Consider the following 23,314-nt stretch of genomic DNA (forward strand, 5'->3'; position numbering starts at 1 on the left):
CTCCTACAGGTCCGGCAGAGGATGAGGGGCGGCGCCTAACGTCTACGATTTCACCGCTCGGGAGGAGCATCGATGAAGATCACCGACGTCAGGACCTTCGTGGTCAACAACCCGCCACCCGGCATCGGCGGCAAGTACTTCATCTTCGTCAAGCTGACCACCGATGGCGGCGTGGTCGGCTATGGCGAGGCCTACAATGCCACCTTCTCGGCCCATGTGACGGCGCGCATGATCGAGGACATGGCCGAGCGCTACCTTGTGGGCCAGGACCCGCACGATATCGAGAACCTGTTCCGGCGCTGCTATTCCTCCGGCTTCACCCAGCGCCCTGATGTCTCGGGCATGGGGTGTTTCTCGGCGCTGGAGATGGCCTGCTGGGACATCATCGGCAAGGAGGCAGGCAAGCCGGTCTACAAGCTGCTCGGCGGCCAGGTGCACGAGACGCTGCGCTCCTACACCTACCTCTACCCGCATTCGGGCAGCGTCCACACCGAGGACGCAGCACCCAAGAATGTCTACAACGATCCCGACATGGCGGCCGAATGCGCGGCGCTTTACGTCGACCAGGGCTTCACCGCCGTGAAGCTCGACCCGGCCGGCCCCTACACCGCCTTCGACGGCCACCAGCCACGCCTCGTCGACATCGACCTGTCGGCGCGCATGGTGAAGGCCATCCGCGAGGCGGTCGGCACCCGCGCCGATATCCTGTTCGGCACGCACGGCCAATTCACCGCTTCCGGCGCGCTGCGCATGGCGCGCGCCATCGAGCCTTATGATCCCTTGTGGTTCGAGGAGCCGGTGCCGCCCGACATGCCCGAGGTAATGGCCGAGGTCGCGCGTGGCACCTCGATCCCCATCGCGACCGGCGAGCGGCTGACGACCAAGTTCGAGTTCGCCCGCGTCATCGAGAACCGCGCCGCCACCATCCTGCAACCGGACCTCGGCCGCTCCGGCGGCATCCTCGAGACCAAGAAGATTGCCGCCATGGCCGAGGCCTACCACATCCAGGTGGCGCCGCACTGCTATTGCGGGCCGATCGTGGGTGCGGCCAACATCCAGCTCGCCGTCACCTTGCCCAACTTCCTCATCCTCGAATCGCTCAGGCAGTGGGACGGCTTCCACGCCATGCTCTTGAAGAAGAAGATCGAATGGCAGGACGGCAACGTCATCCCCTCGAAGGAGCCCGGCCTCGGCGTCGAGCTCGACGAGGCGGTGTGCGAGGCCAATCCCTATGACGGGCCGCATCTGCACCTGCAGATGATGCAAACGCCACTGATGCCGTGAGCAACATCGTGGCCGAGCCGCTCGCCTATGCCTTCATCGGTCTCGGCCATCTACGTGCCAATCTGGCCGCGAACCTCTTGCGCGGCGGCCTCGGCTCAAGATAGCTCTCACCATCATACCAGAGGGATTCTCCCCATGCGGCCGAGCCTGAGGGCAAAGATACTGGACGTCTGTGCGCGCAAGATCGCAGCGAAGGGTTCTGACGTCGGATTGTCGTTTTACGCGTTCTTCGCCAACAGGAACGACGATCCGGAGCTTCTGATGGAAGCCGCGGAATGGTGGATCCGCACCCACAAGCTCGACCATTTCGAAAAGGCCGCCAAGATCGAGGCGATGGTCAAGGCGATGGACTCCTGACCGGCAATCTTTCAATTCCAGCAGCTTACGCCAATTACCCGACTCAGAATCCGAGCCATCTGATTCAGCACCGGACCTTCAGCGCCTTGGGAACCATCTCGTAGGTTGCGGGAATATGCCCTGGCGATTCGCCGTCGACGTCGACCAGCGCCGCATTGGCCAGCGGATCGCCCAGCGGCTCGACCACGACCTTGCGCCCGCGCAGGATGGTGATGGCAGGATGGTTGCGGTGGCGTCCGCCATAAAGCAGCCGGATGTCGAGCATCAGCTTGAGCTTGCTGGCGGCGCGCAGGATGACAATGTCGAACAGCCCGTCGTCAGGGACGGCATCGGGCGCCACCATCATGCCGCCGCCGAAGAAGCGTTCGTTGGCCACCGCAACCAGCGCCACCTTGGCCTCGACCGGGGCCGCCTCGTCGACAGTGATGCGCACGTCCTGGAAGCGGTAGCGCACGAACTCGGTGATGGTCCGCCAGAAGAACAGCGCCTTCGCCGACACCCTGCCCTTGCGCCGGTCGGCATTCACCGCCCTGACCGTAGCCCCCGACATGCCGAGGCTGGCGATGTTGACGAAGTGACGGCTCGCCAGGCGGCCATGTTCGTCGATGTAGGAAATGCGGCCGACATCGATCACGCGATCCTGTCCCGCCGCGATGCGCTCGACTGCCCCATGGGCGTCGGTCGGAATGCCCAGGCCGCGGGCGAAGTCCAGACCAGTGCCGCAAGGCAGGATGCCGAGCACCGTGGCCTTGCCGGTTTCGGCCTGCATCTGCAGCAGCCCGTCGGCAACCTCGCTGATCGTGCCGTCACCGCCGGCGGCGACCACAAGGTCGCATCCGAGCACCACGAGGTCGCGGGCGATCACCGCGCCGTCGCCCGGCTCCTCGGTCTCGCGGAATTCGACGCCGTCGAAACGTTCGGACAGGATAGCCGCGACCTCCGCCCAATGTGCGTCCAGCCGTCCGCCCCCGGCCACAGGATTCCTGATCACGCCGATCTTCACGAAGCAAAACCCTCCCGGCGGCAAACTCGCCGCCGCCTCCAGCCGCATTGTTGGCCGCCACGCGAAATGCGCAAGGGAAAGGTTGAAAAGTTCACATGAGACGCGCTCCGCCGCAAGCTTGGCCGTGGGCCACGCGCCACACTTCATGCGAGAATCTCGCAGCCACCATCATGCCATGATTGCGGCCAACTGGCGCCGCGATCGCGGCGGAGAAATCGCTGCGTCAGCTCTCATTGAGGATTCGGACGTGATCAAGTCTGCCCTTGTCGCCATGACCATCGTTGGCTGCGACTGCGACGCCAAACTTTGCGAATATGTCGGAGAAACGCCGGCGCAGTGGACGTCGATGGCCGATTGCGAGGCGGCGATGAAGAGCCGCGTCCTGCGCGAAGGCAATCACGACTACCCGCTGGTCACCGGCATTTGCCGCACAACCGTCTTCGCCGATCCGCGACTCGCCTCGACGTCGGTCCCATCCGAGCCGCAACCGGTCGTGGAGGCAAGCCTGCTGTCCGGCGCCGTCGCCAACGGCCGGTCCGTTCTCTACCGGACCGCCAACGGCTACGCTTTGGTCCGTGACGGCCTTGGCAATGCGGCGGAGGCGACACTTACAGCGGCGAAACGGTCCACGGCCTGGGTTGCGGAAAACCTGCCCGCCGGCTTCTGACACGGCAAAGCCGGCCCGTGCGGGCCGGCTCAACGCCATCAAGGCGTTTTGCGAGCTCGCCAGCCGGGAAGAATGGCAGAACCCGGCTGGCGTTCGCGCAAGGCCTCAGGAGGCTTTTTCGATGGCGGTCACTGCACCTGACGTGTCATCGACGGTCACCTTGACCTTTGCGCCTGCAGCCAGGCCTTCGACCGAAATGCTCTCCGGCACGACGTAGGTCTTGCCATCTTCAAGCGTGATCGACCGTGTCGCCGGATCGACCGACTGGACGGTTCCTTCGACGTCGGCCGCATAGGCAGCGCCGATGAAGGCCAGCGAAGCGATAGTCGTTGCAAGGATCTTGTTCATGTCTGGTACTCCCGTTCATGTCCGTCGCGGCTGGCACTACCCTCGTAGCAGTGCCTGCCGAACGACCAGGAGATTGGCCGGGAACGCCGGCGGCGGCAAATCACGTTGAGTGAAATTATTCAACAGAATCATAAGCTTATTTCTGCCACATTCGAAAGCAGCGCGCCTCGGTCGGACTGCTTCGTCACTTGCAGCGAACTGCCTGGAGCCTTGACGGGCAAGGCGTTGCTGCAGTCACATGACGGTCATCCGCAGGCCACCCCCACGCCCGATTTCAGATCCCCCGATCACGAAACCCGCAATCGGGCCAGTTCACCGCCTGCCGCGACGTTATTGCGCGCCATTCATTTGGTCCACGGACGGCTCCACGCTTCACAGGGCAGGCCTGTTCTGGCATATCTCGCCGAGCACGCAGCGTGCCCTTTCGAAAGCTCCCGCCTTGCACCCCCTGTTTGAAGTCGTCGGCGCAGTCGCCGCTATCCTGACCACGCTTTGCTGGCTGCCGCAGATCAGGAAGATCCTGCGCGAACGCAAGACCAGTGACATCTCCCTTGGCACCAACGCAGCGCTTGCCACCGGCATCTCGCTGTGGATCGTCTACGGCGTCGCCATTGGCTCGCTGCCGGTGATCCTGTCGAACTCGGTCACCTTGCTGTTCATCCTCGCCATCGTCGGGCTGAAGCTGCGCTACGGCTGATGCATCGGCCCGAAAATCGGGATCGGTTTTCGCAAAACGATGCGTGGCCTCAAAGACCTTGAGCGTCAGCTCCCGATCTTGCGAACCAGCGAGGCCGTCGCCAGCATCGTGGCGATGTCGGCGATCATTGGCTCGACATGGGTCTTGTAGTCGACGGCAACCGTGTCGGCCGGCAGTTCGAAGAAATCACGCTTGTCAGGAAGCAGCAGGAAGCCGTCGCGGCCGTTGATGGCGATGCGCGCTGGCGCACCCGGCCAGACTTTGTTCAGCCAATCGAGGGTCTGTGCCATCTGCCCGGAAACCATCGGCAGCGCCGCAGCGACATTGTCGGTGCGAAAGTCGTAGGCCGCGTCGATGTTGTCGGAGCCTGACTGTACCTGTTCGAGCCCGGCAAACATTTCGCGGAAAAAGCCCATCACGGCGGTGGTCTTCACTGTCGCCACCAGCACGCCGGCGAATGGCTTGTTCATGTCGAAAGCCACGATGACGCCATCGAACAATTCGACATCGGCTCGGCCCGAACGCCGCCACAGCGCCGCTTCATAAAGCTCGAATGCAAAGCCGTCATAGCTGCCCGAGATGACGTCGTCGAACTGGCAACCGTCATGGTCGCCCAACGCTTCGGGCGGCAGCCGTGCGAAACTTTGTGGGGTTTCCGCCTTTCGGAGCTTGAGATCCTGAACGAAGCCAAACGCGGTGGGCAGCAGCTTTGCGCGCAGCGATGCCTGCAGGTTCGAGCCGGCGTTGGTTGCCAGGACGTAGACCGCGAAGGCCGCGACGAAGCCGGCCAGGTAAAGATAAAGATGCAGCGTCGAGAACCACAGCTCAAAGGGATCGGCGCCGAAATTGAGCACCATCGCCAATACGATGACCAGCGCCACGAGCAGCCCCAGATAGAGAGGCACCCGCCAGAGCATCGCCCGGCTGGCAGCCTTGCGCGCGGCTTCATAGGCCTCGATGTCTTTCCTGATGCCCGCAATCACCGCGGCATCAGGCATGAAACCGCCTGCGCTCATCCATTCCCCCTCGCTGCCCGGCCAACCCGTGGTCGGCAGACGAGCAGATGATAGCCGTTTTTCGTCAAATGTCGCGTGGCAAAGGAGACCGCGCCACAGCCTTGATTGCCATGCAAAACAAGGACATGGAGCGTTCGCGGGAATCAACTCGCGAAGTCGGCGGCGCCAGCGAAAATGGCATGCCAGCGCCGGCGTGCCTTGAGCCCGATCGCCCCATCCACGGCGTCTAGCGGCACCAGCCGCTCACCGTCGCCTTCGCGCATGCGCATGAACGGCACGGCGCTATAGGAGGCGATGCGTCCCCGGGAGCCCTCGTCGGCACTGACCTCGACAATGAGGATCGCCCCGATGCGGCCGGGCCATGGCTGCCGCGCCAGGGCCGTGCCAAGGAAATCGCCGAGGCCATATGCGACAAGAGTTTCGCCGATTCGCTCGACGGGCTGGACGACATGCGCGTGATGCCCGGCTATCAGGCCCACCCCAAGTTCGGACAGCCGCCTTGCCCAGGCTCGCGTTTCGGGCCGGGGAAAATGCCTGAACTCCCAGTCCCAATGAGGCACCGCGCAGACGATATCCGTCCCCTCGCCCGGAACAACGCCACCGCCTGCCGGGAAATCGCTGGCCATGACGACACGGCCGGCGAAGTGGGATTCTGGCGCGTTTCGCCATTGGGTGAAGGCGACGAGGCCGACCGTCAACGGGCCAGCTTGCAAATTGGTGATCGTGGGCTCGATGCCGATGCTGGCGATGCCCAGCGTTTCGAGCGCCGACAGCGTCGCGGCGTAACCTTCGCTGCCCTGGTCGAGCATGTGGTTGTTGGCAAGCGACAGCACCGTGCGACCGGGCTGCATGCCGGCGGCATGGAGCGCCTCGCCCAGAAACGCCGCAGACATCTGATGATGCGTACCGAGCCATGTCCCGAAACGCGCGCTCGGCTTGTCGACAACGGGACTTTCGCAATTGCCGACCACCAGATCGGCCGAGGCCAGCAATTGCCGCAAGGCCTCGTCGCAATTCGGTGGGCGCTTGTTGGCGACAGCCGAGATATCGCCGACGAATGCCAGGCGGACGCTGCGTATCGGCGGCAGTGACAGGACGCCGGTTGCAGGCGCAAAACCGGATGCGTCTCCTCCAAGCGACGGCATGGCGAAGCGCAAAGGCCAGGATAACTTGTAGGAAAACGGATAGTTGGACACGCGGCGCCCGGAATTCGATCCCAACCAGTCTAGCAGCAAAACATTGCCCGTGGATGGCACCCGCCGACTCTCCCCCTGCTATTTTCACGGTGCAGTGCCGGTCGCCGGCGCGGCTCCCGGAATGGCACAGGCGGGTGGCGTGCAGCGTACCGGCAACGTCAACATACGCACGGGTTCAGGCACTAGCTATGGCCGTATCGGCACGCGCCATGCCCTCGCTGAGGACATGCTGACAGCCTGATGTCAGGAGCCCGGACAGGGTCGAGCGCGGGCTCCGGCTTTCGGCGTTCGCGCTCTTTCCATTTTTCCGGACTCCCCCCATATTCGGGGCATGGCCAAATCTTCTGACAAGAAATCGCCCGGTTCGGGGGCTGACAACCGTGGCTCCCCGCGCAAGCGCGGCGGCAATGGCGTGACCGATTTTCTCGACGCGTCCGAACCGCTGCATCGTCCCGGCTTCGGCGAAGCATCGCAGGCCGAGTTCTCGGGCGCGCCGCTGTCGGGCTCGATTTCCGATTGGGCAGACGAGATTGCGCGCGAGGCCGAGAAGCCACAGCCCAAAGCCAAGAAGATTCCCGAAAAGAGCGCGGCACCTACGCGCTCGGCGCGCGGCACCTCGATGGGCGGCGCCGCCTCGGCCAAGGAGCGCGCCGCCGCCGGCCTCAATCCTGTCGCCGGCCTCGACATCTCGCTCGAAGACGCCGCCTCGCTGTCAAATTCCGGCGTCACCGCGACGGTAGCCGCCCTGTCGGCGCTGATCGAGAGCGGCAATCCGCTGCACAAGGACGGCGAAATCTGGGTTCCGCACCGCCCCGCGCGTCCGGAGAAGTCCGAAGGCGGCATCCAGATCGTCATGCAGTCGGAGTTCGAGCCGGCCGGCGACCAGCCGACCGCCATCAAGGACCTCGTCGAGGGCGTCGGCAATGCCGACCGCACCCAGGTGCTGCTTGGCGTCACCGGCTCTGGCAAGACCTTCACCATGGCCAAGGTCATCGAGCAGACGCAACGCCCGGCGCTGATCCTCGCGCCCAACAAGACGCTGGCCGCCCAGTTGTACAGCGAGTTCAAGAAGTTCTTCCCCGACAACGCGGTCGAGTATTTCGTCTCCTATTACGACTACTTCCAGCCCGAGGCCTACGTCCCGCGCACTGACACCTATATCGAGAAGGAATCGACCATCAACGAGCAGATCGACCGCATGCGCCACTCGGCGACGCGCTCGCTGCTCGAACGCGACGACGTCATCATCGTCGCCTCGGTCTCGTGCATCTATGGTATCGGCTCGGTCGAAACCTATACCGCCATGACCTTCCAGATGGCGGTCGGCGACCGGCTCGACCAACGCCAGTTGCTCGCCGACCTCGTCGCCCAGCAATACAAGCGCCAGGACATCAACTTCGTCCGCGGCTCGTTCCGCGTCCGCGGCGACACCATCGAAATCTTTCCGGCCCACTTGGAAGACAGCGCCTGGCGCATCTCGCTGTTCGGCGACGAGATCGACTCCATCACAGAATTCGACCCGCTCACCGGGCAGAAGACCGGCGACCTCAAAAGCGTAAAAATCTACGCCAACTCGCACTATGTCACGCCGCGCCCGACCTTGAATCAGGCCGTCAAGTCGATCAAGGAAGAGCTGCAGCACCGCCTGCAAGAGCTTGAAAAGGCTGGCCGCCTGCTCGAAGCCCAGCGACTGGAACAGCGCACCCGCTTCGACCTGGAGATGTTGGAGGCCACCGGCTCGTGCGCCGGCATCGAGAACTATTCGCGTTACCTCACCGGTCGCCGCCCCGGCGATCCGCCGCCGACTTTGTTCGAGTACATCCCCGACAACGCGCTCGTCTTCATCGACGAAAGCCACGTCACCGTGCCGCAGATCGGCGGCATGTACCGGGGCGACTTCCGCCGCAAGGCAACGCTGGCCGAATACGGCTTCCGGCTGCCGTCCTGCATGGACAACCGTCCCTTGCGCTTCGAGGAGTGGGATGCCATGCGCCCGCTTTCGGTCGCGGTGTCGGCAACGCCAGGCAGTTGGGAAATGGAAGAAGCCGGCGGTGTCTTTGCCGAGCAGGTCATCCGCCCGACCGGCCTGATCGACCCGCCGGTCGAGGTGCGTCCGGCCAAGACCCAGGTCGACGATGTCGTCGGCGAAATCCGCGAGACGACCAAGGCCGGCTACCGCACGCTGGTCACGGTTCTGACCAAGCGCATGGCCGAGGACCTGACCGAATACCTGCACGAGCATGGCGTCCGCGTCCGCTACATGCACTCCGACATCGATACGCTGGAGCGCATCGAGATTCTTCGCGACTTGCGACTAGGGGCATTTGACGTGCTCGTCGGCATCAACCTTCTGCGCGAAGGCCTCGACATTCCCGAATGCGGTTTCGTCGCCATTCTCGACGCCGACAAGGAAGGTTTCTTGCGTTCCGAAACCTCTCTCATCCAGACCATCGGCCGCGCGGCGCGAAACGTCGACGGCAAGGTCATCCTCTACGCCGACCAGATCACCGGCTCGATGGAACGCGCCATGGCCGAGACCACGCGCCGCCGCGAAAAGCAGATGGTGTGGAACGAAGCCAACGGCATCACGCCCGAAAGCGTCAAGTCGCGCATCTCCGACATCCTCGACTCGGTCTACGAGAAGGACCACGTCCGCGCCGATATCTCGCAGTTCACCGACGAGGCCGGCGCGATGATGGGCAACAACCTCAAGGCCCATCTCGAAGCGCTCGACAAACAGATGCGCAATGCCGCCACCGATCTCGACTTCGAGAAGGCAGCCCGCATCCGCGACGAGATCAAGCGCCTGCGCGAGATGGAGCTCGCCATCTCCGACGACCCGCTGGCGCGCGAGGTCGAAGGCCAGAGCCCCGCTTCTGGCCGCGAAAAGGGCAAGCACAACAAGGGCGTCGCCAAGCATCGCACGGCCGAGGAGCAAGAGCGCTTCCGCAAGCTCGACGAGGCGCGCGCCGCCGAAGAGGCGGCCAAGGCCGCCCGGCCGAACCTGTTCCGCAAGCCGCAACTCGACGAGATGGGCGCCGACGGTGCGGTTCCCGCCGGCAAGTCGCTGTTTTCCAAACCTCACATCGACGACATGGGACCTGGCACCGACATGACCACGCCCGCCGGCGCGGTGTCACGCTCGCTGTTCAAGAAGCAGTCGGCGGCCGAGGCTCATGGCTCGGATTACGGCGTGCCCGACGACGGCAAATCCCTGTTCAAGAAGAACAATCTCGACGAGATGACCGTCCGGCGCACCGAAAAACCGGTCGAAGGCGTCAAGCCGATCAAACGCGCCAAGATCGGCGCGGGTTCCTACGAGGACCCGGCCGAGGCCGCGCGCGCCAGGAAGAAGCCGGGCAAATCGGGACGGCCGGGGCAGTAGACAGGGTCACCACCGTGCCAGATGGAAGATTGGAACGGGTGTCGGGCGCTGGACGATGAGGATATCTTGCGGCTCAATCGGGCCATTCCGGTATTTGTGGGATTGGTATCGTCCCCCTGCGCGAGATAGGTTCCTTGGATCCGGGTCCACCTTCCCTATGCAATTCTTATAACTCTCGGCCCTCGCCTCTCTCGAAATCACACGCGCTGACGGACTATCTGTCGCTTCATCATGAAGCCGGAAAACATCCCTGCGCTGGCCGAACGTCTCGCCGACATCAGGATCCTGCGCGAACACCATGTCTGGGCCGCCGCCGAAATCTTCGGCCTTGACGGCCTCGACGAACCCTCTCGGCAAACCCTGCGAAAATTTCGGGTGCTGATGGAGGCCGACGCGCTGGTCGAGGCTGTCTTGCTGCTTGCCGCTACTGCCACGCCACCGCGATCGGTCGAACGCATCAACGCTCGCTCGGGCCGCTGGGTGTGTTCCATGCATTACGCCGAAGGCAACACCAGCCGGACCTGCTCGGCGGCGCATGCCGACCTTGCCGCTGCGGTCCTTGCGTCGCTGCTGGCAAGCCTTGAGCAGCCGGCCGCGCTTCGCCACCGGCGAACACCCCTCTCCTCCAGCAAGATCGGGCAGCACCGCCATGACCTCACGAGCCCAAAACACTGAACAGCTGCGCCAGCGCATCTTCGGCGCCATCTCCGCACTCGTCACCCCGTTCAGCAACGGCGAAGTCGACCTGAAGGGCCTTGCCGCCCTGGTGGAATGGCAAATCGCCGAAGGCGTCAACGGCCTCGTTCCCTGCGGCACCACGGGCGAAGCCCCAACCCTGTCCTGGCATGAGCGCATCATGGTGATCCGCAAGGCGGTGGCTGTAGCGAACGGGCGTGTGCCAGTCATCGCGGGCACGGGCACCAACAGCACGGAATCGACGGTCGCCTTTGCAGCAGCGGCACGCGATTTCGGCGCCGATGCCGCGCTAGTCGTCACGCCCTACTACAACAAGCCGAGCCAGGCCGGGATTGTCAGGCATTTCGAGACCGTCGCGGCCAAGGTCGACATCCCTGTTGTCGTCTACAACGCGCCGGCGCGCACCGGTGTCGACCTGACGCTGGACACCGTCGAGCGGCTGGCGGCCATCCCGGGCATCGTCGGCTTCAAGGATGCGACAGGCGACCTGTCGCGGCAGACAACGCTCGCGCAGAAATTCGGCAACCGTTTCATCTGGCTGTCCGGCCACGACGCCACTGCCTTCGGCTTCAACACCATGGGCGGCCAGGGCACCATTTCGGTGGTGTCCAATGTCGCCCCGCGCCTCTGCGCAGAGATGCACGAGGCCTGCCGGCGAGGCGATCCGCATGCGGCGCGGCAGATCCAGAACCGCCTGCGCCCTCTCATCGCCGCGCTCGAACTCGAAACCAACCCCGTGCCGGTCAAGCATGCGCTGCATCTGATGGGCAAGATCGGGCCCGATGTCCGGCTGCCGCTGGTCGAGGTCGAACCACGGACGGCAACGGCCATTCGCGGCGCCCTGATGGACCTCGACATCGAGGTGCCGGCGACACGCTTGCCTCTTGTCCCGCGAGCGGCCGCCGGTCCGATCCACCGGCATCTCTAGCGCATCGGCCCGAAAATCGGACCCGATTTTCGGAAAGCACGATGCGCCAACTCAGTAAGTTGGAGCGTCCTTTGTGCGTCCATTCGGACGCACGGCGCTCTGGCAACGCGTGCATTGCGCAGTCTGCCGTCAGGCAATCAGGAAAGGCACCAGACAATGGGAACTCTTGCTCGCGACATCCACCCCGTGGCGGCTTGCCACCGCTTCATGGTCGGCCGCGACACCGACGGCCACTGGGTCGTCAGCGACGAACTCGGCATGGTTGGCGGCATCTTCGCCGACAAGGAAGCCGCCGTTCGCTTCGCGCTGACCGAAAGCGGCCATGTGCCGGGTGCGGTGTTCTGCGCACCGACAGGCGTGACCCTGAACCTCGATCCACTGCTGGAACGGCCGGCCCGACCAGCCGCCCTGAGCCATCACTGAGCGCGCACGAAACCAGACTGTCTAGCTCCAATTCGCGAATTCACGCCCGCCCGGCGAGGGTGTTCAAATGCCGGATGGCTGCCGCCCGTGCGGCGGTAGATTGGGAGCCCGAGCCATGGCACGTCTTGGCGAAATCGCCATTGCAGCAATCGTATTCGGCGCGGCGGCAGGCCTCACCACCGTCGAGGCCGCGCAGCTTCCGTTCACACCGGCAGACCTGGCGACACTTGCGGCTGGCCCCATCCTCGTCGGCAGCAAGTCGGTGACGGTATCGAAGTCGACCAGTAGCTCGAGGTCGCGTTCGAGGAGTTGCTCGAACGGGTCCTGTTCCAGCGATACCGACTCGCAAGGCAATACCGGCACGAGTTCGTCGACCAGCACCAGCACGTCGACAAGCAGTACGTCCAACACCAACAGCAATACAAACTGACGGCAAAGTGGCTCCGGCGTCATTTCAGAAAACGTGCAAGCCTCATGGATAGAACCGAAGCCGCGAGAAGTGCGCTCTGTTCCGTGTTCCCAGGCGCAAGTTCGTTTCGCCAGAAGGCCATTTGAAAGTGAAATCACGCGCCTTTGCGCCGCAACCGCGCCGCCAGCGGCCCGGCGGCAGAAAATAATCCTGACTGAAATGTCGGCTCCGGTCCTCGTCGTTCGTCTTGAAGGTGGGACGCCTTGATGCGGAGAATTCCTTCTAGGCCCCTGCCCATGGCACTCTAGATGGCGCGGCCTCATGCGGCGGCGCTTGGCACCATTCAGGAAAACGGAGAAAGACATGTCCGAAGCAACTGCACAGCCCGTCGACTACCCAGCCCCGAAGGTCCTTGGCGGCCTCGTAGCCTATCTGGAGGTCGAAGGCGCCCTCAAAGCAGCGGAATTCTACAAGCGCGCCTTCGGTGCGGAGACGGCGTTTGCCATCCCGCCGGACGAACACGGTCGGACGATGCACGTGCATCTCTACATCAACGGCTCGTCGATGATGCTGTCGGACGCCTACCCCGAGCATGGGCATCCGCACGAGAAGGCCCAGGGCTACACCATGCAGCTCATCCTCGGCGACGACATCGACGCCTGGTGGAAGCGTGCGGTCGAGGCAGGCTGCGAGGTCGTAGTACCGCTCGACGTGATGTTCTGGGGCGACCGCTGGGGCCAGGTGCGCGATCCGTTCGGCGTTGCCTGGGCGATGAACGCGCCGGTCAAGAAGTAGTCCTTCCACGAGCCCGTCCGCTTCCACGCGGGCGGGCTCCATGACCGTACCGAATCCGTTGCATCTGGATTTGCGCTAGCCCAGCGGCACAGTCAGCCCGACCTTCACCCTGTCCATGGCGACGAGAGTGCGGAAACGCCGGATGTTCGGGTTGGCAAAGAACAGCCGCCGCGTCAGCGCCTCGTATTCCGCCATCGACGCCACCGTCACGATCAGCACGAAGTCCGCGTCGCCGGTGACGTAATAGCATTGCTGCACTTCCGGTGCGGCGGCAAAGCTGGCCTTGACGGCGTCGAGCAGGCCGATCTGCTCGCTCTCGACGGCAATCTCGACGATGATGGTGATCGGCCGGCCAACCTTGTCGGGATCGACCACAGCCACATTGCCGCCAATCACGCCGGTTTCCTCCATGCGCTTGATGCGGCGCTGCACGGCCGGTGCGGAGAGATTGACCGCTTCGCCGATCTCGCGCTGCGGCGTGGCGTTGTTTCGCTGCAGGACCTCAAGGATGCCAAGGTCGAACGGATCGAGCTCCACGCCACGCTTGTTCATAGTCAGCCCAACGAAACAAAATTGCACCAATGCCGGAACAATAGAGCGCATTTCTCGCCCGCTCTGCAATAACAATGCAGCCAGAAAATCTGGAGCCTCGCATCATGCTTATCCGCAACCAGCAAGCCGAACATCGCCAGCCGCTGTCGGCGGTAGATGCGGAAACCCTGGGCATCGCGGCCGCCGAGGCGGTGGAGGCGTTCCTGGCCAATCGGCCTGATCATCGCCCGACGCCGTTGCGCGCCCTGCCAGCACTCGCCCGAAACCTCGGTGTCGGCGCCATCCACCTCAAGGACGAGGGTTACCGCCTCGGCCTCGGCAGCTTCAAGGCGCTGGGCGGGGCATATGCGGTGATGCGCCTGGTCCAGGAGGCAGCCGCTGAGAAGCTCGGTCGCGCGGTCGACATCGCCGAGCTGCACGATCCCGAGGTGGCGAAGATCTCCGCCGCCATGACCTTTGGCTGCGCCACCGATGGCAATCATGGCCGCTCGGTCGCGCAGGGCGCGCAGCTCGTCGGCGCACGTTCGGTAATTTTCGTCCATGGCGGGGTCAGCGACGCGCGCATCGCCGCGATTGCCCGCTTTGGCGCCGAGATCGTCCGCGTCGCCGGCACCTATGACGATTCCGTCGCGGAGGCGGCGCGTGTCTGCGAGGCCAACGGCTGGACCGTTGTCTCCGACACCTCCTGGCCAGGCTATGAGCGCATTCCCGGCATGGTCATGCAGGGCTATACGGCGATCACCCGCGAGGTCCTGGAAAAACTGCCTGAAACACCGACCCATGTCTTCGTGCAGGCAGGCGTCGGCGGCATCGCCGCGGCGACCGCCGCCTATCTTGCCTGCCGCTTCGGCGAGGATCGTCCGACCTTCGTCGTCGTCGACCCGGCGCGCGCCGCCTGCATCTTCGAGACCGCCCGCGCGGGCCAGCCGGTCAAGCTGCAGCACGGCGAGCCGACGGTCATGGCGATGCTCGAATGCTACGAGCCGTCGCCGCTCGCCTGGCGCATCCTGGCGCGCGCGGCCGATGCGTTCATGACGGTCGAGGACGAGGATGCGGTCGAGGTGATGAACCGTCTCGCGCGCCCGCTCGGCCACGACCCGGTGGTCGTCGCCGGCGAAAGCGGCGGTGCCGGAATGGCCGGCCTGTTTCGTGCTGCCCGCGACCCGGACATGCGCGCCGCGATAGGGCTGGATTCTGCCTCGCGCGTGCTGCTCATCGTCACCGAAGGCGCGACCGACCCAGAGCGCTACCGTGAATTGGTTGGCATCAGCCCGGCTGACCTCACCGCCAACCCCGTCGCCATCGCAGCCAAATAGGCTCATCTCTGGAGACAGGCGTCGAAGACATCTAGGCGCATCTGCTGGATCGCAAGACCCCCTTGGTCCCTGCCCAGAAAGCGCACCGCCATGACGGCCGATCCTGAACCGTACGACCGCTACGCCGGTGTCTATCGGAAACCGAGGCAGCCGCCGCTTCGAGAGCGGCGGCTGCCTTGTTTGAAGGCGTCTATTCCGCCGCCAGCGCGTGGGGATGTGCGATCTCGGCGATGTTGTCGTGGCTTGCCTCTGCCTCGGGCTTGGCCTGTTTGCCCTTTGGCTCCTTGCCGAAGAACAGCGCATAGCCGGCCGGCAGCACCAGGATGGTCAGTACAGTCGCCACCAGGATGCCGCCCATCATCGCATAGGCGAGCGGCCCCCAGAATACGCCGCGCGAGATCGGGATCAGCGCCAGCACAGCCGTCATCGCCGTCAACATGATCGGACGGAAGCGGCGCACCGCTGCACCGATGATCGCCTCGGACCGCTCCATGCCCGCCGCGATGTCCTGGTCGATCTGGTCGACGAGGATGATCGAGTTGCGGATGATGATGCCGAGCAGCGCGATCACGCCGAGGATGGCGACGAAGCCGAACGGCGCGCCCGAGATCAGCAGAGCCGCCGCCGCCCCGATGATGCCGAGCGGGCCTGTCGCCAGCACCAGCATCGCCTTGCCGAAGTGCTGCAGCTGCACCATGAGCAAAAGCACGATGACGAGCAGCATGACCGGTGCCTTGGCGGCGATCGAAGCCTGGCTTTCGGCCGCGTCTTCCGCGCCGCCCTGGATCTCGACCTTGTAGCCAGCAGCCAGGCTGTCGCGCAAAGGCTTGAGATCGCTGAACAGCTTCATCGCCACGTCGTTGGGCTGGATATGGTCGGGCAGCGTCGCTCGCACGGTGATTGTCGGCAGGCGGTCGCGCCGCCATTCGATGCCCTGCTCGAGCACCGGCTCGACCTTGGCCACCTGCGACAGCGGTACGAACCCACCGAAGTCGGTCGGGATGTAGACCGAGTTGACCGCCGACAGCAGGTGGCGATTGGCCTCCGGTTCGCGGGCGACGATCGACACCGTTTCCTCGCCGTCGCGGAAATCGTCCAGCGGCGCGCCCGACATGGTGGCCTGCAGCATCTGGCGGATGCGCTGGGAGGAGACGCCGAGCGCCCTCGCCCGGTCCTGGTCGACGACCAGCCGCATGCCTGCCACCGGTTCCAGCCAGTCGTCATGAATGGCGCTCAGATCCGGGTTTTCGGCGAACTTCGCCTTCACCTGGTCGGCAATGCGTCGAACCTCGGCCCGGTCGGGACCCATGATGCGCATCTGCACCGGCCAGCCGGTCGGCGGCCCGAGGAAGAGGCGGTCGACCTTGCCGCGGACCGAGGGGAAGTCTTCGGCCAGGATGGCACGCAGCTTGACGATCAGCCGCTCGCGCGCCGGCTCGTCATTGGCCATGACAAGCAGCTGGGCGTAGTTCGGGTTGCGCAGCTGCTGGTCGAGCGGCAGGAAGAAGCGTGGCGCGCCTTCGCCGATGAAGGTGGCGATGAACTTCTTGTCGGGATCGTCCATCATCTTCGCTTCCAGCGCCTCGGCCTGCTTTTCGACCTCCTTGATGCTGGTGCCCTCCGGCAGCCAGAGGTCGACCAGGATTTCCGGCCGCGACGACTGCGGGAAGAAGTTCTGCGGGATAAACTGGAACGCAAACAGCGAGCCGAAGAAGGTGACCAGCGTCATGGCAAGCACGATGACGCGATGCCTCACCGCCCATGCGACAGTCGAATGCAGGCGGCGGTAAAAGCGCGTGTCGAAAACGTCGTGATGATTGCCGGCGTGCTTGCGCTCCTTGAGGATCATGTAGCCGAGCCACGGCGTGAAATAGACCGCAACGAACCATGACGTCACGAGCGCGATGCCGACGACGAAGAACAGCGAGCGCACATATTCGCCGGCCGTGGATTCGGCGAAGCCGACGGGAATGAAGCCGGCAGTGGTGATCAGCGTGCCGGTCAGCATCGGGAACGCCGTCGACGAATAGGCAAAGGACGCCGCCTCGATCTTGACCAGCCCCTCCTCGAGCTTTCGCTCCATCATCTCGACCACGATCATGGCGTCGTCGACCAAAAGGCCGAGCGCGATGATCAGCGCGCCCAGCGAGATGCGCTGCAGGTCGATGCCGAACTGGTACATGATGGCGAAGGTAGCCGCGAGCACCAGCGGTATGGTGATCGCGATGACCAGGCCTGAGCGCCAGCCGATCGACAGGAACGACACCACAAGCACGATCAGCAGCGCCTCGATCAGCGCCTTCATGAATTCGCCGATGGCTTCGGTCACCACTTCCGGTTGGTTGGAAATCTGGTCGACCGAGACGCCGTAGGGCAGCGATTGCTCGAAGCGCTCGTAAGTCTCCTCGACCGCGGTGCCGACGTCGGTGACCTTGAAGCCCTTGGCCATCACCACGCCGACCTGGACGCTGTCATGGCCGTTGTAGCGGAACTTGCGCTGGTAAGGGTCTTCCAGGCCTGATGTCACGGTGGCGATGTCGCCGAGGCGGGTGACCTGGTTGCCGGCGCGCAGCCTGAGTTCGCGGATATCGTCGGCCTTGCTGAGATCGCCTTCGACTGAAATGCGCACCGAATGCGAGCCGGTGTCGACGGCGCCCGCCGGATCGATGTTGTTCTGTCCGGCGATGGTGTTGCGCAAGTCGTTGAGCGTCAGGCCCCGCTCGGCGAGCGCCTTGGACGAGACGTCGATATAGATGCGCTGCGGCTGGTCGCCGAGGATGACGGCCTTTTCGACGCCCGGCGTCGTCAGCAGCATGTCGCGCGCCTTGATCGCGATCTGCTTGAGCTCGGGATAGCTGTACCCCTCGCCGGATATCGAATGCAGCGTGATGAAGGTGTCGCCGAATTCGTCGTTGAAGAACGGGCCGATCAGGCCTTGCGGCAGCTCGGCCGAGATGTCGCCGACCTTCTTGCGCACCTGGTAGAAGGCGTCCTTCACCTCGCTCGCATCGGTGTCGCCCTTGACCTGCACGGTGATGATGGCGCTGCCGGCGCGGGTGTAGGACTTCACCCAGTCGAGATGCGGCGTTTCCTGGAGCTTGCGCTCGATCTTGTTGACGACCTGGTCCTGCATCTCCTCGATCGACGCGCCGGGCCAGATGGCCTGCACGACCATGACGCGGAAGGTGAAATCAGGATCCTCGCTCTGGCCCATCCGCATCAGCCCGAGCGCGCCGGTGATGATGATGAGCCCGAACAGGAAGCGCGCGATGCTCGGATGCCCGATTGCCCAGCGCGACAGGTTGAACGGTTTCTTTTCCTGGCTGGAAGTGTCCATGGCCGTGGTTCCATTGGCGCATGCCGGCCGTACCGGCACCAGGCATGCGCAGGTTCAGGTTGATGGCGGCGCCTTCGGCGCCGCGTCAGGCACTGGTCAGGCGATCAGTTTGCGGCGTTGGCCGCGGCGCGCTGCTCGGGCAGCCTGACCTTCAGGTTCTCGGTCATGAACTGGGTGCCGGCGGCAACCACCAGGTCGCCCGGCCGCAAGCCCTCGGTCACCTGCACGCCGTCGTCGACGAAATCGGCAACCTTGATGTCGCGGGCATGCACGGTGTCGTCGCCCTGCTCGACCACCCAGACGATCTGCTTGCCCTGCTGCTTGGCCAGCGCGCTGAGCGGGATCGACACCAGCTTTTCGCCACTGTCGACCGACGCCTGGATGCCGGCAGTCATGCCAAGCAGCACGCGGGCGTCGTCCGGCAGGCTGACACGCACCGAAAACGTCCGCGACTGCGGGTCGGCGCTGCCGGCGACCTCACGAACCTTGCCGTCGAGCACCAGCTTGGCGTCGGACCAGAAGCTGACCTTGACCGGCTTGCCCTGCTGGAACTGTGCGATCTCCAGCTCCGGAACCGCGATCTGCACTTCCTTGTCACCGTCGACGGCAACTGCAACGACCGGCGTTCCGGCGCCGACGACCTGGCCGGTGTCGGCGCTGACCGACGTGACGATGCCGCTCTGGTCGGCCCTGAGCTCGGCATATCCGACCTGGTTCCTGGCCTGGCGCAGCGAGGACAATGCCGCGTCGCGCTGCGACGACGCCTGCTTGTAGACCAATGCCGCCTGCTCGCGCTGCGCTTGGGAGGCGAATTTCTTGTCGTAAAGCTGTGCTGCGCGCTCGTCTGAGAGACGCGCCGTCTCGACCTGCTTTTCCGCGGCCTGGAGATTTGCCTCGGCCGTGCTCACGCCAAGCTGATAGTCGGTCGCATCGATACGGGCGAGCAGGTCGCCCGGCTTGACCTTGTCGCCGATGTTGACGGCGCGCTCGGTGATCTTGCCGGCGACCCGGAAGCCAAGGTTCATTTCGGTGCGCGCCTTGACGACGCCCGAATAGTCGAGCTCGCGGGTCTTGCCGGCACCTAAGATCTCGACAACCTTGACGGGGCGGATCGCCTCGATTGTCTCGGTCTTGGCTTCGGAGCAGGCGGAAAGGCCAACGCCAAGCAGCGTCACCAGAGCCAGGCTGGCAAGAGGACGCAGGTTCGCATTGAAGGTCTTGAACGAAATCATCGTTCGCACTCCCGGTTGTCTATTGATCTGGATGTCGGCCCGTGGGCCTCGGCTATTTCTTCAGCGCCCTGAGGGCGTAGTCCGTAAGTTCCTCGAACGTCGCCCGATTGGGCTTGTTGACGCACTGCGACACCATCTGCGGGTGGCACAGCGTAGCTGTCGCAGCGCCAAAGCAGCGCGCGGCGATCTGCGGATCCTGGTCGGCAAACTCGCCCGCCGCGATACCCTCGCGGATCACCTCGGCGATGAGGTCGTGGAGACGGTCGATGTGCTTTTCGATGACATGCCAGTCGCGCTCCAGCGCAACGATGACCATCTCATGCACTTTTTCCTGGTCGAGCATGGTCTCTACGGTCAGGTTGTGCTGGGCATAGATGAATTTGCGCAAGCGATCGCTGGCGCTGCCCTCGGCGCGCAGGATCTCGCAGGCCAACTGATAGACCGCGCCGAGCATGCGGCCGCAGATCGCCTGGTGGATTTCGACCTTGGAGGCGAAGAAGCGGTAGATGTTGGCCGGCGACATGCCGAGGTCGCGGGCGATGTCGGCGACATTGGTCTTGGTGTAGCCGTAGTGCCTGAACAGCCGTTCGGCGGAATCGAGAATACGCCCGACAGTCTCCTGTCGCGCCAGATCCACGGGGCTTTCAGCTACATCGTTCATGTCTCGGGCCGCTCAAGTTGACGACTGACGAATTTCTAATTTCGTCAGTCGTAAAACTTTATCCGTCCGCCGTCAATCCGCTGCACCGCAAAAACTGACATAAGCTGCCATCGACCGGGAAGCCTGCCAGCCCGTCTTACGGCGACGCAGCCCTTGGGCGTCGCCCCGGAGACTGGCAGGCGGCAAACGCTCCAGGCAGGTTATGGCAACCGCCATTTTCTGCTACAGTGCCTGGCTTCTGGGGACGGTGCCGAACGTTCCGCTGTGCCTGTTACCCGGCCAACGGAATGAACCCGTAAACGACTTGCCGAGCTTGCAAACGCAAGGAGGTGAAGATGCCGGCCGTCAAATGGACACTCAAGGGACGTGAATTCCTGCACTGCAATTGCGCCTATGGCTGCCCGTGCCAGTTCAATGCGCTACCCACCCAAGGCCACTGCTGCGCGATTGGCGCGATCGATATCGAGCAGGGTCATCACGGCACCACCAGGCTCGATGGCCTGCGCATAGCCATGATCGTCGCCTGGCCCGGCGCCATCCATCACGGCCACGGCCAGGTTGTCGCGATCGTCGACGAACGGGCGACGCCCGAGCAACGGGAAGCGCTGCTCCGGATCATGAGCGGCGAGGACACCGAGCCGGGCGCGACGTTCTTCCAGGTCTTTTCGACGACGTTCGAGAAGGTCCACGACCCCGTATTCGCCAAGATCGACATTCAGGTCGATATCGACGGGCGTACCGCCCGCGTGAACATTCCCGGCGTGATGGAAGCCCGCGGCGAGCCGATCCTGAACCCAGTGACATCACAGCCCCACCGGGCTCGCATCAACCTTCCCAACGGCTTCGAATATACGGTCGCCGAAGCCGGGCGCGGCTGGGGCAAGACCACTGGCGCGATCGAACTCGACCTCAAGGACGCGCATGCGCATTTCGCCCACATGCACATGACTGAAAGCGGGGTCGTCCGCCCAACCCAATGAGCACCTCTCGCCTCGAGTTGATATTGAGACGAGACCGGGCCGTCGTCCTCGGCGCCGCCGTTGCCGTTGCAGCGCTGGCGTGGGCCTATGTGATCTGGCTGGCAGCGTACATGGGGGCGCTGCCGCCTGCGGGCGCCGACATGCCCGGAATGACCATGCCCGGGATGACCATGCCCGGCATGGATATGGGCACCACGCTCGCCCCTGCCATCAGCGGCTGGAGCGCTGGCGATTTCGCCTTCATGTTCGCCATGTGGGCAATCATGATGGTCGGCATGATGCTGCCTTCGGTGGCGCCGATGCTGCTCATCTATGCCGGCGTGGCGCGTCAGGCTGGCTCACGCGGCAAGCCCTTCGCCGCCACCGCATGGTTCGCCACCGGCTATCTGCTCGCCTGGACGGCTTTCTCCATGCTCGCCACATCAGCGCAATGGGCGCTCGAAAGCGCCCTGCTGCTGACACCGATGACCGGCATCGGCACCAGGCTCGGCGGCTTCGTGCTCATCGCGGCCGGCGTCTACCAGTGCACGCCGCTCAAGGACGTCTGCCTGTCGGCCTGCCAGAGCCCGTTGCAGTTCATCATGCGCCATGGCGGCTTCCGCCCGGACCCGCGCGGCGCGATGAACCTGGGCGCGGAGCACGGCATCTACTGCATCGGCTGCTGCTGGGCGCTGATGGCGATCCTGTTCGTCGTCGGCATCATGAACCTGCTCTGGGTGGCGGCGATCGCCGTCTTCATCCTGCTGGAAAAGCTCGTCGTTCCCGGCCGCCTGCTGTCGCGGGCCGCCGGCGCTGTGCTGATCGTCGCGGGTGCCTGGACGCTGTTTTGGGCATGAGTCTGAACCGAAGGTCGCGCATCGATTGCCGGATCAGATCGTGCTCAATCAGATGGCTAATAGCTTGTACATCACCGTCGTCGCATCGAGCCGGTCGCTGCCGAAAGGATCGCGCGCATAGTCCGGGATGACCCCGACAGTCCGGTAGCCCAATGCGGCGTAGAGCGGTTCGGCATTGTCGCCGGTACGCGTATCCAGCGTCATCAGGCTGCGCCCTCGGCCCCGCGCCAGCACCTCGAGCTCCCGCATCAGCAATTGCGCGATGCCCTGGCGCCGGAAGTCGGGATGCACCATCAGCTTGTTGACGTCGGCACGGTGCGGCTGGTTGGGCATGGTATCGCAGCCGAGCTGCACCGTGCCGGCGATCCGCCCGTCCTTGCGCGCCACCAGCATGATCCGCGTCCCCGCGCGCACGCCCGGCAACACCTTGTCACGCCAGAACGCTTCTGCTTCGGCCTGGCCATAGGGCACAACGAAACCGATGCTCGCGCCGTCATGCACGCAGGCGTGCAGCAGCGCGCCAAGCTCGCCGATATGGCTTGCGATGTCGTCGGCCGAGAAAATCGAGATGGCGATGGTCATGATGCCTCACACAACAAAGAGAATGTATTTCGCGCCCGCCTGTTGCGGCGTCGTAAAGGCGCTTGGCCCGAACAACTGGTAGCGCAGGCAGTCGCCGGGCCTAAGCTCATGGGCCTGGCCGTCGACGGTCACGCTGAGTTGCCCCTCGACCAGCACCAGATGATGCTCGAGCCCCGGCCGCGGCGGCGCGTCATAGGTGATCCTGACGTCTGCATCGAGTTCGCATTCCAGCGCCTCGCCGGCCAGCGTCTGCGCCGGCGGTGAAATCGAGCGGCGGCGAAAGCCAATTTCGGGGTCGGACCAGAGCGGCTGGACGTCGCGGCGCACCAGCGGCGCGAACGCGCCTTCCACCATGTGCATCAGCCGCGACATGGTCAGCCCATAGGCGGCGCACAGCTTGCCGAGCACGCTGGCAGTCGGGCTGACCTCGGCGTTTTCCAGCCGCGACAGCGTTGCCCGGCTGACCGTGCTGCGCTTGGCAAGTTCATCGAGCGGCCAGCCGCGCTCGGCCCTGAGCGACCGCAGCCGCTGGGCGATACGCCGATCGATGCTGTCGTGGTTCGAAGCTTCATCCATATGCGAGAAATATTCTCATATATGAGAATGAGTCAAGA

General features: G+C 64.2%; 23 protein-coding genes. 12 read left to right on the top strand and 11 right to left on the bottom strand.

The window, feature by feature from the left end; translation table 11 throughout:
• Positions 1-72 precede the first annotated feature (72 nt).
• Positions 73-1,284 (top strand): mandelate racemase/muconate lactonizing enzyme family protein, encoded by a 1,212-nt coding sequence (locus PCJ21_RS06635; protein ID WP_269930583.1) that lies wholly within the window; start codon positions 73-75, stop codon positions 1,282-1,284.
• A gap of 135 nt (positions 1,285-1,419) precedes the next feature.
• Positions 1,420-1,641, top strand: coding sequence for a DUF6500 family protein (locus PCJ21_RS06640; protein WP_269930584.1), 222 nt, complete (start codon positions 1,420-1,422; stop codon positions 1,639-1,641).
• Between the two features lie 64 nt (positions 1,642-1,705).
• On the opposite strand, the gene PCJ21_RS06645 is transcribed toward PCJ21_RS06640, so the two are convergent.
• Positions 1,706-2,644, bottom strand: coding sequence for a diacylglycerol/lipid kinase family protein (locus PCJ21_RS06645; protein ID WP_269930585.1), 939 nt, complete (start codon positions 2,642-2,644; stop codon positions 1,706-1,708).
• A 247-nt stretch (positions 2,645-2,891) separates the two neighbouring features.
• On the opposite strand from PCJ21_RS06645, the gene PCJ21_RS06650 reads away from it, so the two are divergent.
• Entirely contained in the window at positions 2,892-3,311 is a 420-nt protein-coding gene (locus tag PCJ21_RS06650; protein WP_269930586.1) for a hypothetical protein, read from the top strand.
• 105 nt (positions 3,312-3,416) lie between these two features.
• Here PCJ21_RS06650 and PCJ21_RS06655 read toward each other — a convergent pair whose 3' ends face one another.
• On the bottom strand, positions 3,417-3,659 hold the full coding sequence (locus tag PCJ21_RS06655) for a DUF1344 domain-containing protein (protein WP_269930587.1): 243 nt from the start codon (positions 3,657-3,659) through the stop codon (positions 3,417-3,419).
• Positions 3,660-4,098: 439 nt separating this feature from the next.
• Here PCJ21_RS06655 and PCJ21_RS06660 point away from each other — a divergent pair, with 439 nt between their 5' ends.
• On the top strand, positions 4,099-4,356 hold the full coding sequence (locus PCJ21_RS06660; RefSeq protein WP_269930588.1) for a SemiSWEET family sugar transporter: 258 nt from the start codon (positions 4,099-4,101) through the stop codon (positions 4,354-4,356).
• A 65-nt stretch (positions 4,357-4,421) separates the two neighbouring features.
• On the opposite strand, the gene PCJ21_RS06665 is transcribed toward PCJ21_RS06660, so the two are convergent.
• Positions 4,422-5,372: a hypothetical protein gene (locus PCJ21_RS06665; protein ID WP_269930589.1), complete on the bottom strand. Its 951-nt coding sequence runs from the start codon at positions 5,370-5,372 to the stop codon at positions 4,422-4,424.
• A gap of 143 nt (positions 5,373-5,515) precedes the next feature.
• Positions 5,516-6,517: a CapA family protein gene (locus PCJ21_RS06670; RefSeq protein WP_333474387.1), complete on the bottom strand. Its 1,002-nt coding sequence runs from the start codon at positions 6,515-6,517 to the stop codon at positions 5,516-5,518.
• A gap of 382 nt (positions 6,518-6,899) precedes the next feature.
• On the opposite strand from PCJ21_RS06670, the gene uvrB reads away from it, so the two are divergent.
• From uvrB to PCJ21_RS06690, 4 genes are all read left to right on the top strand, one after another.
• Positions 6,900-9,953 carry an excinuclease ABC subunit UvrB gene (gene uvrB, locus PCJ21_RS06675; protein ID WP_269930591.1) on the top strand — a complete coding sequence of 1,018 codons (3,054 nt, stop codon included), beginning with the start codon at positions 6,900-6,902 and terminating at the stop codon, positions 9,951-9,953.
• 231 nt (positions 9,954-10,184) lie between these two features.
• Positions 10,185-10,628, top strand: coding sequence for a hypothetical protein (locus tag PCJ21_RS06680; protein ID WP_269930592.1), 444 nt, complete (start codon positions 10,185-10,187; stop codon positions 10,626-10,628).
• A complete protein-coding gene (gene dapA, locus PCJ21_RS06685; protein ID WP_269930593.1) occupies positions 10,603-11,577 on the top strand; it encodes a 4-hydroxy-tetrahydrodipicolinate synthase in 975 nt (324 codons plus the stop codon). The genes PCJ21_RS06680 and dapA overlap by 26 nt, the downstream gene beginning before the upstream one ends.
• A gap of 156 nt (positions 11,578-11,733) precedes the next feature.
• Complete coding sequence (locus tag PCJ21_RS06690; protein WP_269930594.1) at positions 11,734-12,000, top strand: hypothetical protein; 267 nt, start codon at positions 11,734-11,736, stop codon at positions 11,998-12,000.
• 63 nt (positions 12,001-12,063) lie between these two features.
• On the opposite strand, the gene PCJ21_RS06695 is transcribed toward PCJ21_RS06690, so the two are convergent.
• The gene (locus PCJ21_RS06695) at positions 12,064-12,567 is read right to left on the bottom strand and encodes a hypothetical protein (RefSeq protein WP_269930595.1); all 504 of its coding nucleotides are present in this window, start codon (positions 12,565-12,567) and stop codon (positions 12,064-12,066) included.
• Positions 12,568-12,772: 205 nt separating this feature from the next.
• On the opposite strand from PCJ21_RS06695, the gene PCJ21_RS06700 reads away from it, so the two are divergent.
• Positions 12,773-13,204: a VOC family protein gene (locus PCJ21_RS06700; protein WP_269930596.1), complete on the top strand. Its 432-nt coding sequence runs from the start codon at positions 12,773-12,775 to the stop codon at positions 13,202-13,204.
• Between the two features lie 75 nt (positions 13,205-13,279).
• On the opposite strand, the gene PCJ21_RS06705 is transcribed toward PCJ21_RS06700, so the two are convergent.
• Positions 13,280-13,756 carry an Lrp/AsnC family transcriptional regulator gene (locus tag PCJ21_RS06705; protein ID WP_269930597.1) on the bottom strand — a complete coding sequence of 159 codons (477 nt, stop codon included), beginning with the start codon at positions 13,754-13,756 and terminating at the stop codon, positions 13,280-13,282.
• 104 nt (positions 13,757-13,860) lie between these two features.
• Between PCJ21_RS06705 and PCJ21_RS06710 the strand changes: the two genes are divergently transcribed.
• Entirely contained in the window at positions 13,861-15,072 is a 1,212-nt protein-coding gene (locus tag PCJ21_RS06710) for a diaminopropionate ammonia-lyase (protein ID WP_269930598.1), read from the top strand.
• A gap of 190 nt (positions 15,073-15,262) precedes the next feature.
• Here the strand turns inward: PCJ21_RS06710 and PCJ21_RS06715 are convergent, their stop codons facing one another.
• The 3 genes from PCJ21_RS06715 to PCJ21_RS06725 all read right to left on the bottom strand — a co-directional run bounded on the left by PCJ21_RS06715 (position 15,263) and on the right by PCJ21_RS06725 (position 20,302).
• A complete protein-coding gene (locus tag PCJ21_RS06715; protein WP_269930599.1) occupies positions 15,263-18,409 on the bottom strand; it encodes an efflux RND transporter permease subunit in 3,147 nt (1,048 codons plus the stop codon).
• A 104-nt stretch (positions 18,410-18,513) separates the two neighbouring features.
• On the bottom strand, positions 18,514-19,641 hold the full coding sequence (locus tag PCJ21_RS06720; RefSeq protein ID WP_269930600.1) for an efflux RND transporter periplasmic adaptor subunit: 1,128 nt from the start codon (positions 19,639-19,641) through the stop codon (positions 18,514-18,516).
• Positions 19,642-19,693: 52 nt separating this feature from the next.
• Positions 19,694-20,302 (bottom strand): TetR family transcriptional regulator, encoded by a 609-nt coding sequence (locus PCJ21_RS06725; RefSeq protein WP_269930601.1) that lies wholly within the window; start codon positions 20,300-20,302, stop codon positions 19,694-19,696.
• Between the two features lie 335 nt (positions 20,303-20,637).
• Here PCJ21_RS06725 and PCJ21_RS06730 point away from each other — a divergent pair, with 335 nt between their 5' ends.
• A complete protein-coding gene (locus tag PCJ21_RS06730) occupies positions 20,638-21,282 on the top strand; it encodes a DUF1326 domain-containing protein (protein ID WP_269930602.1) in 645 nt (214 codons plus the stop codon).
• A gap of 23 nt (positions 21,283-21,305) precedes the next feature.
• Positions 21,306-22,118 (top strand): DUF2182 domain-containing protein, encoded by an 813-nt coding sequence (locus tag PCJ21_RS06735; protein ID WP_333474388.1) that lies wholly within the window; start codon positions 21,306-21,308, stop codon positions 22,116-22,118.
• A 48-nt stretch (positions 22,119-22,166) separates the two neighbouring features.
• On the opposite strand, the gene PCJ21_RS06740 is transcribed toward PCJ21_RS06735, so the two are convergent.
• Positions 22,167-22,700, bottom strand: a complete 534-nt coding sequence (locus PCJ21_RS06740; RefSeq protein WP_269930604.1) for a GNAT family N-acetyltransferase — start codon at positions 22,698-22,700, stop codon at positions 22,167-22,169.
• A 6-nt stretch (positions 22,701-22,706) separates the two neighbouring features.
• Positions 22,707-23,276 (bottom strand): helix-turn-helix domain-containing protein, encoded by a 570-nt coding sequence (locus tag PCJ21_RS06745; protein ID WP_269930605.1) that lies wholly within the window; start codon positions 23,274-23,276, stop codon positions 22,707-22,709.
• Positions 23,277-23,314: the final 38 nt, after the last annotated feature.

The organism is Aminobacter sp. HY435 (assembly GCF_027568395.1).
Taxonomy (GTDB): Bacteria; Pseudomonadota; Alphaproteobacteria; order Rhizobiales; family Rhizobiaceae; genus Aminobacter.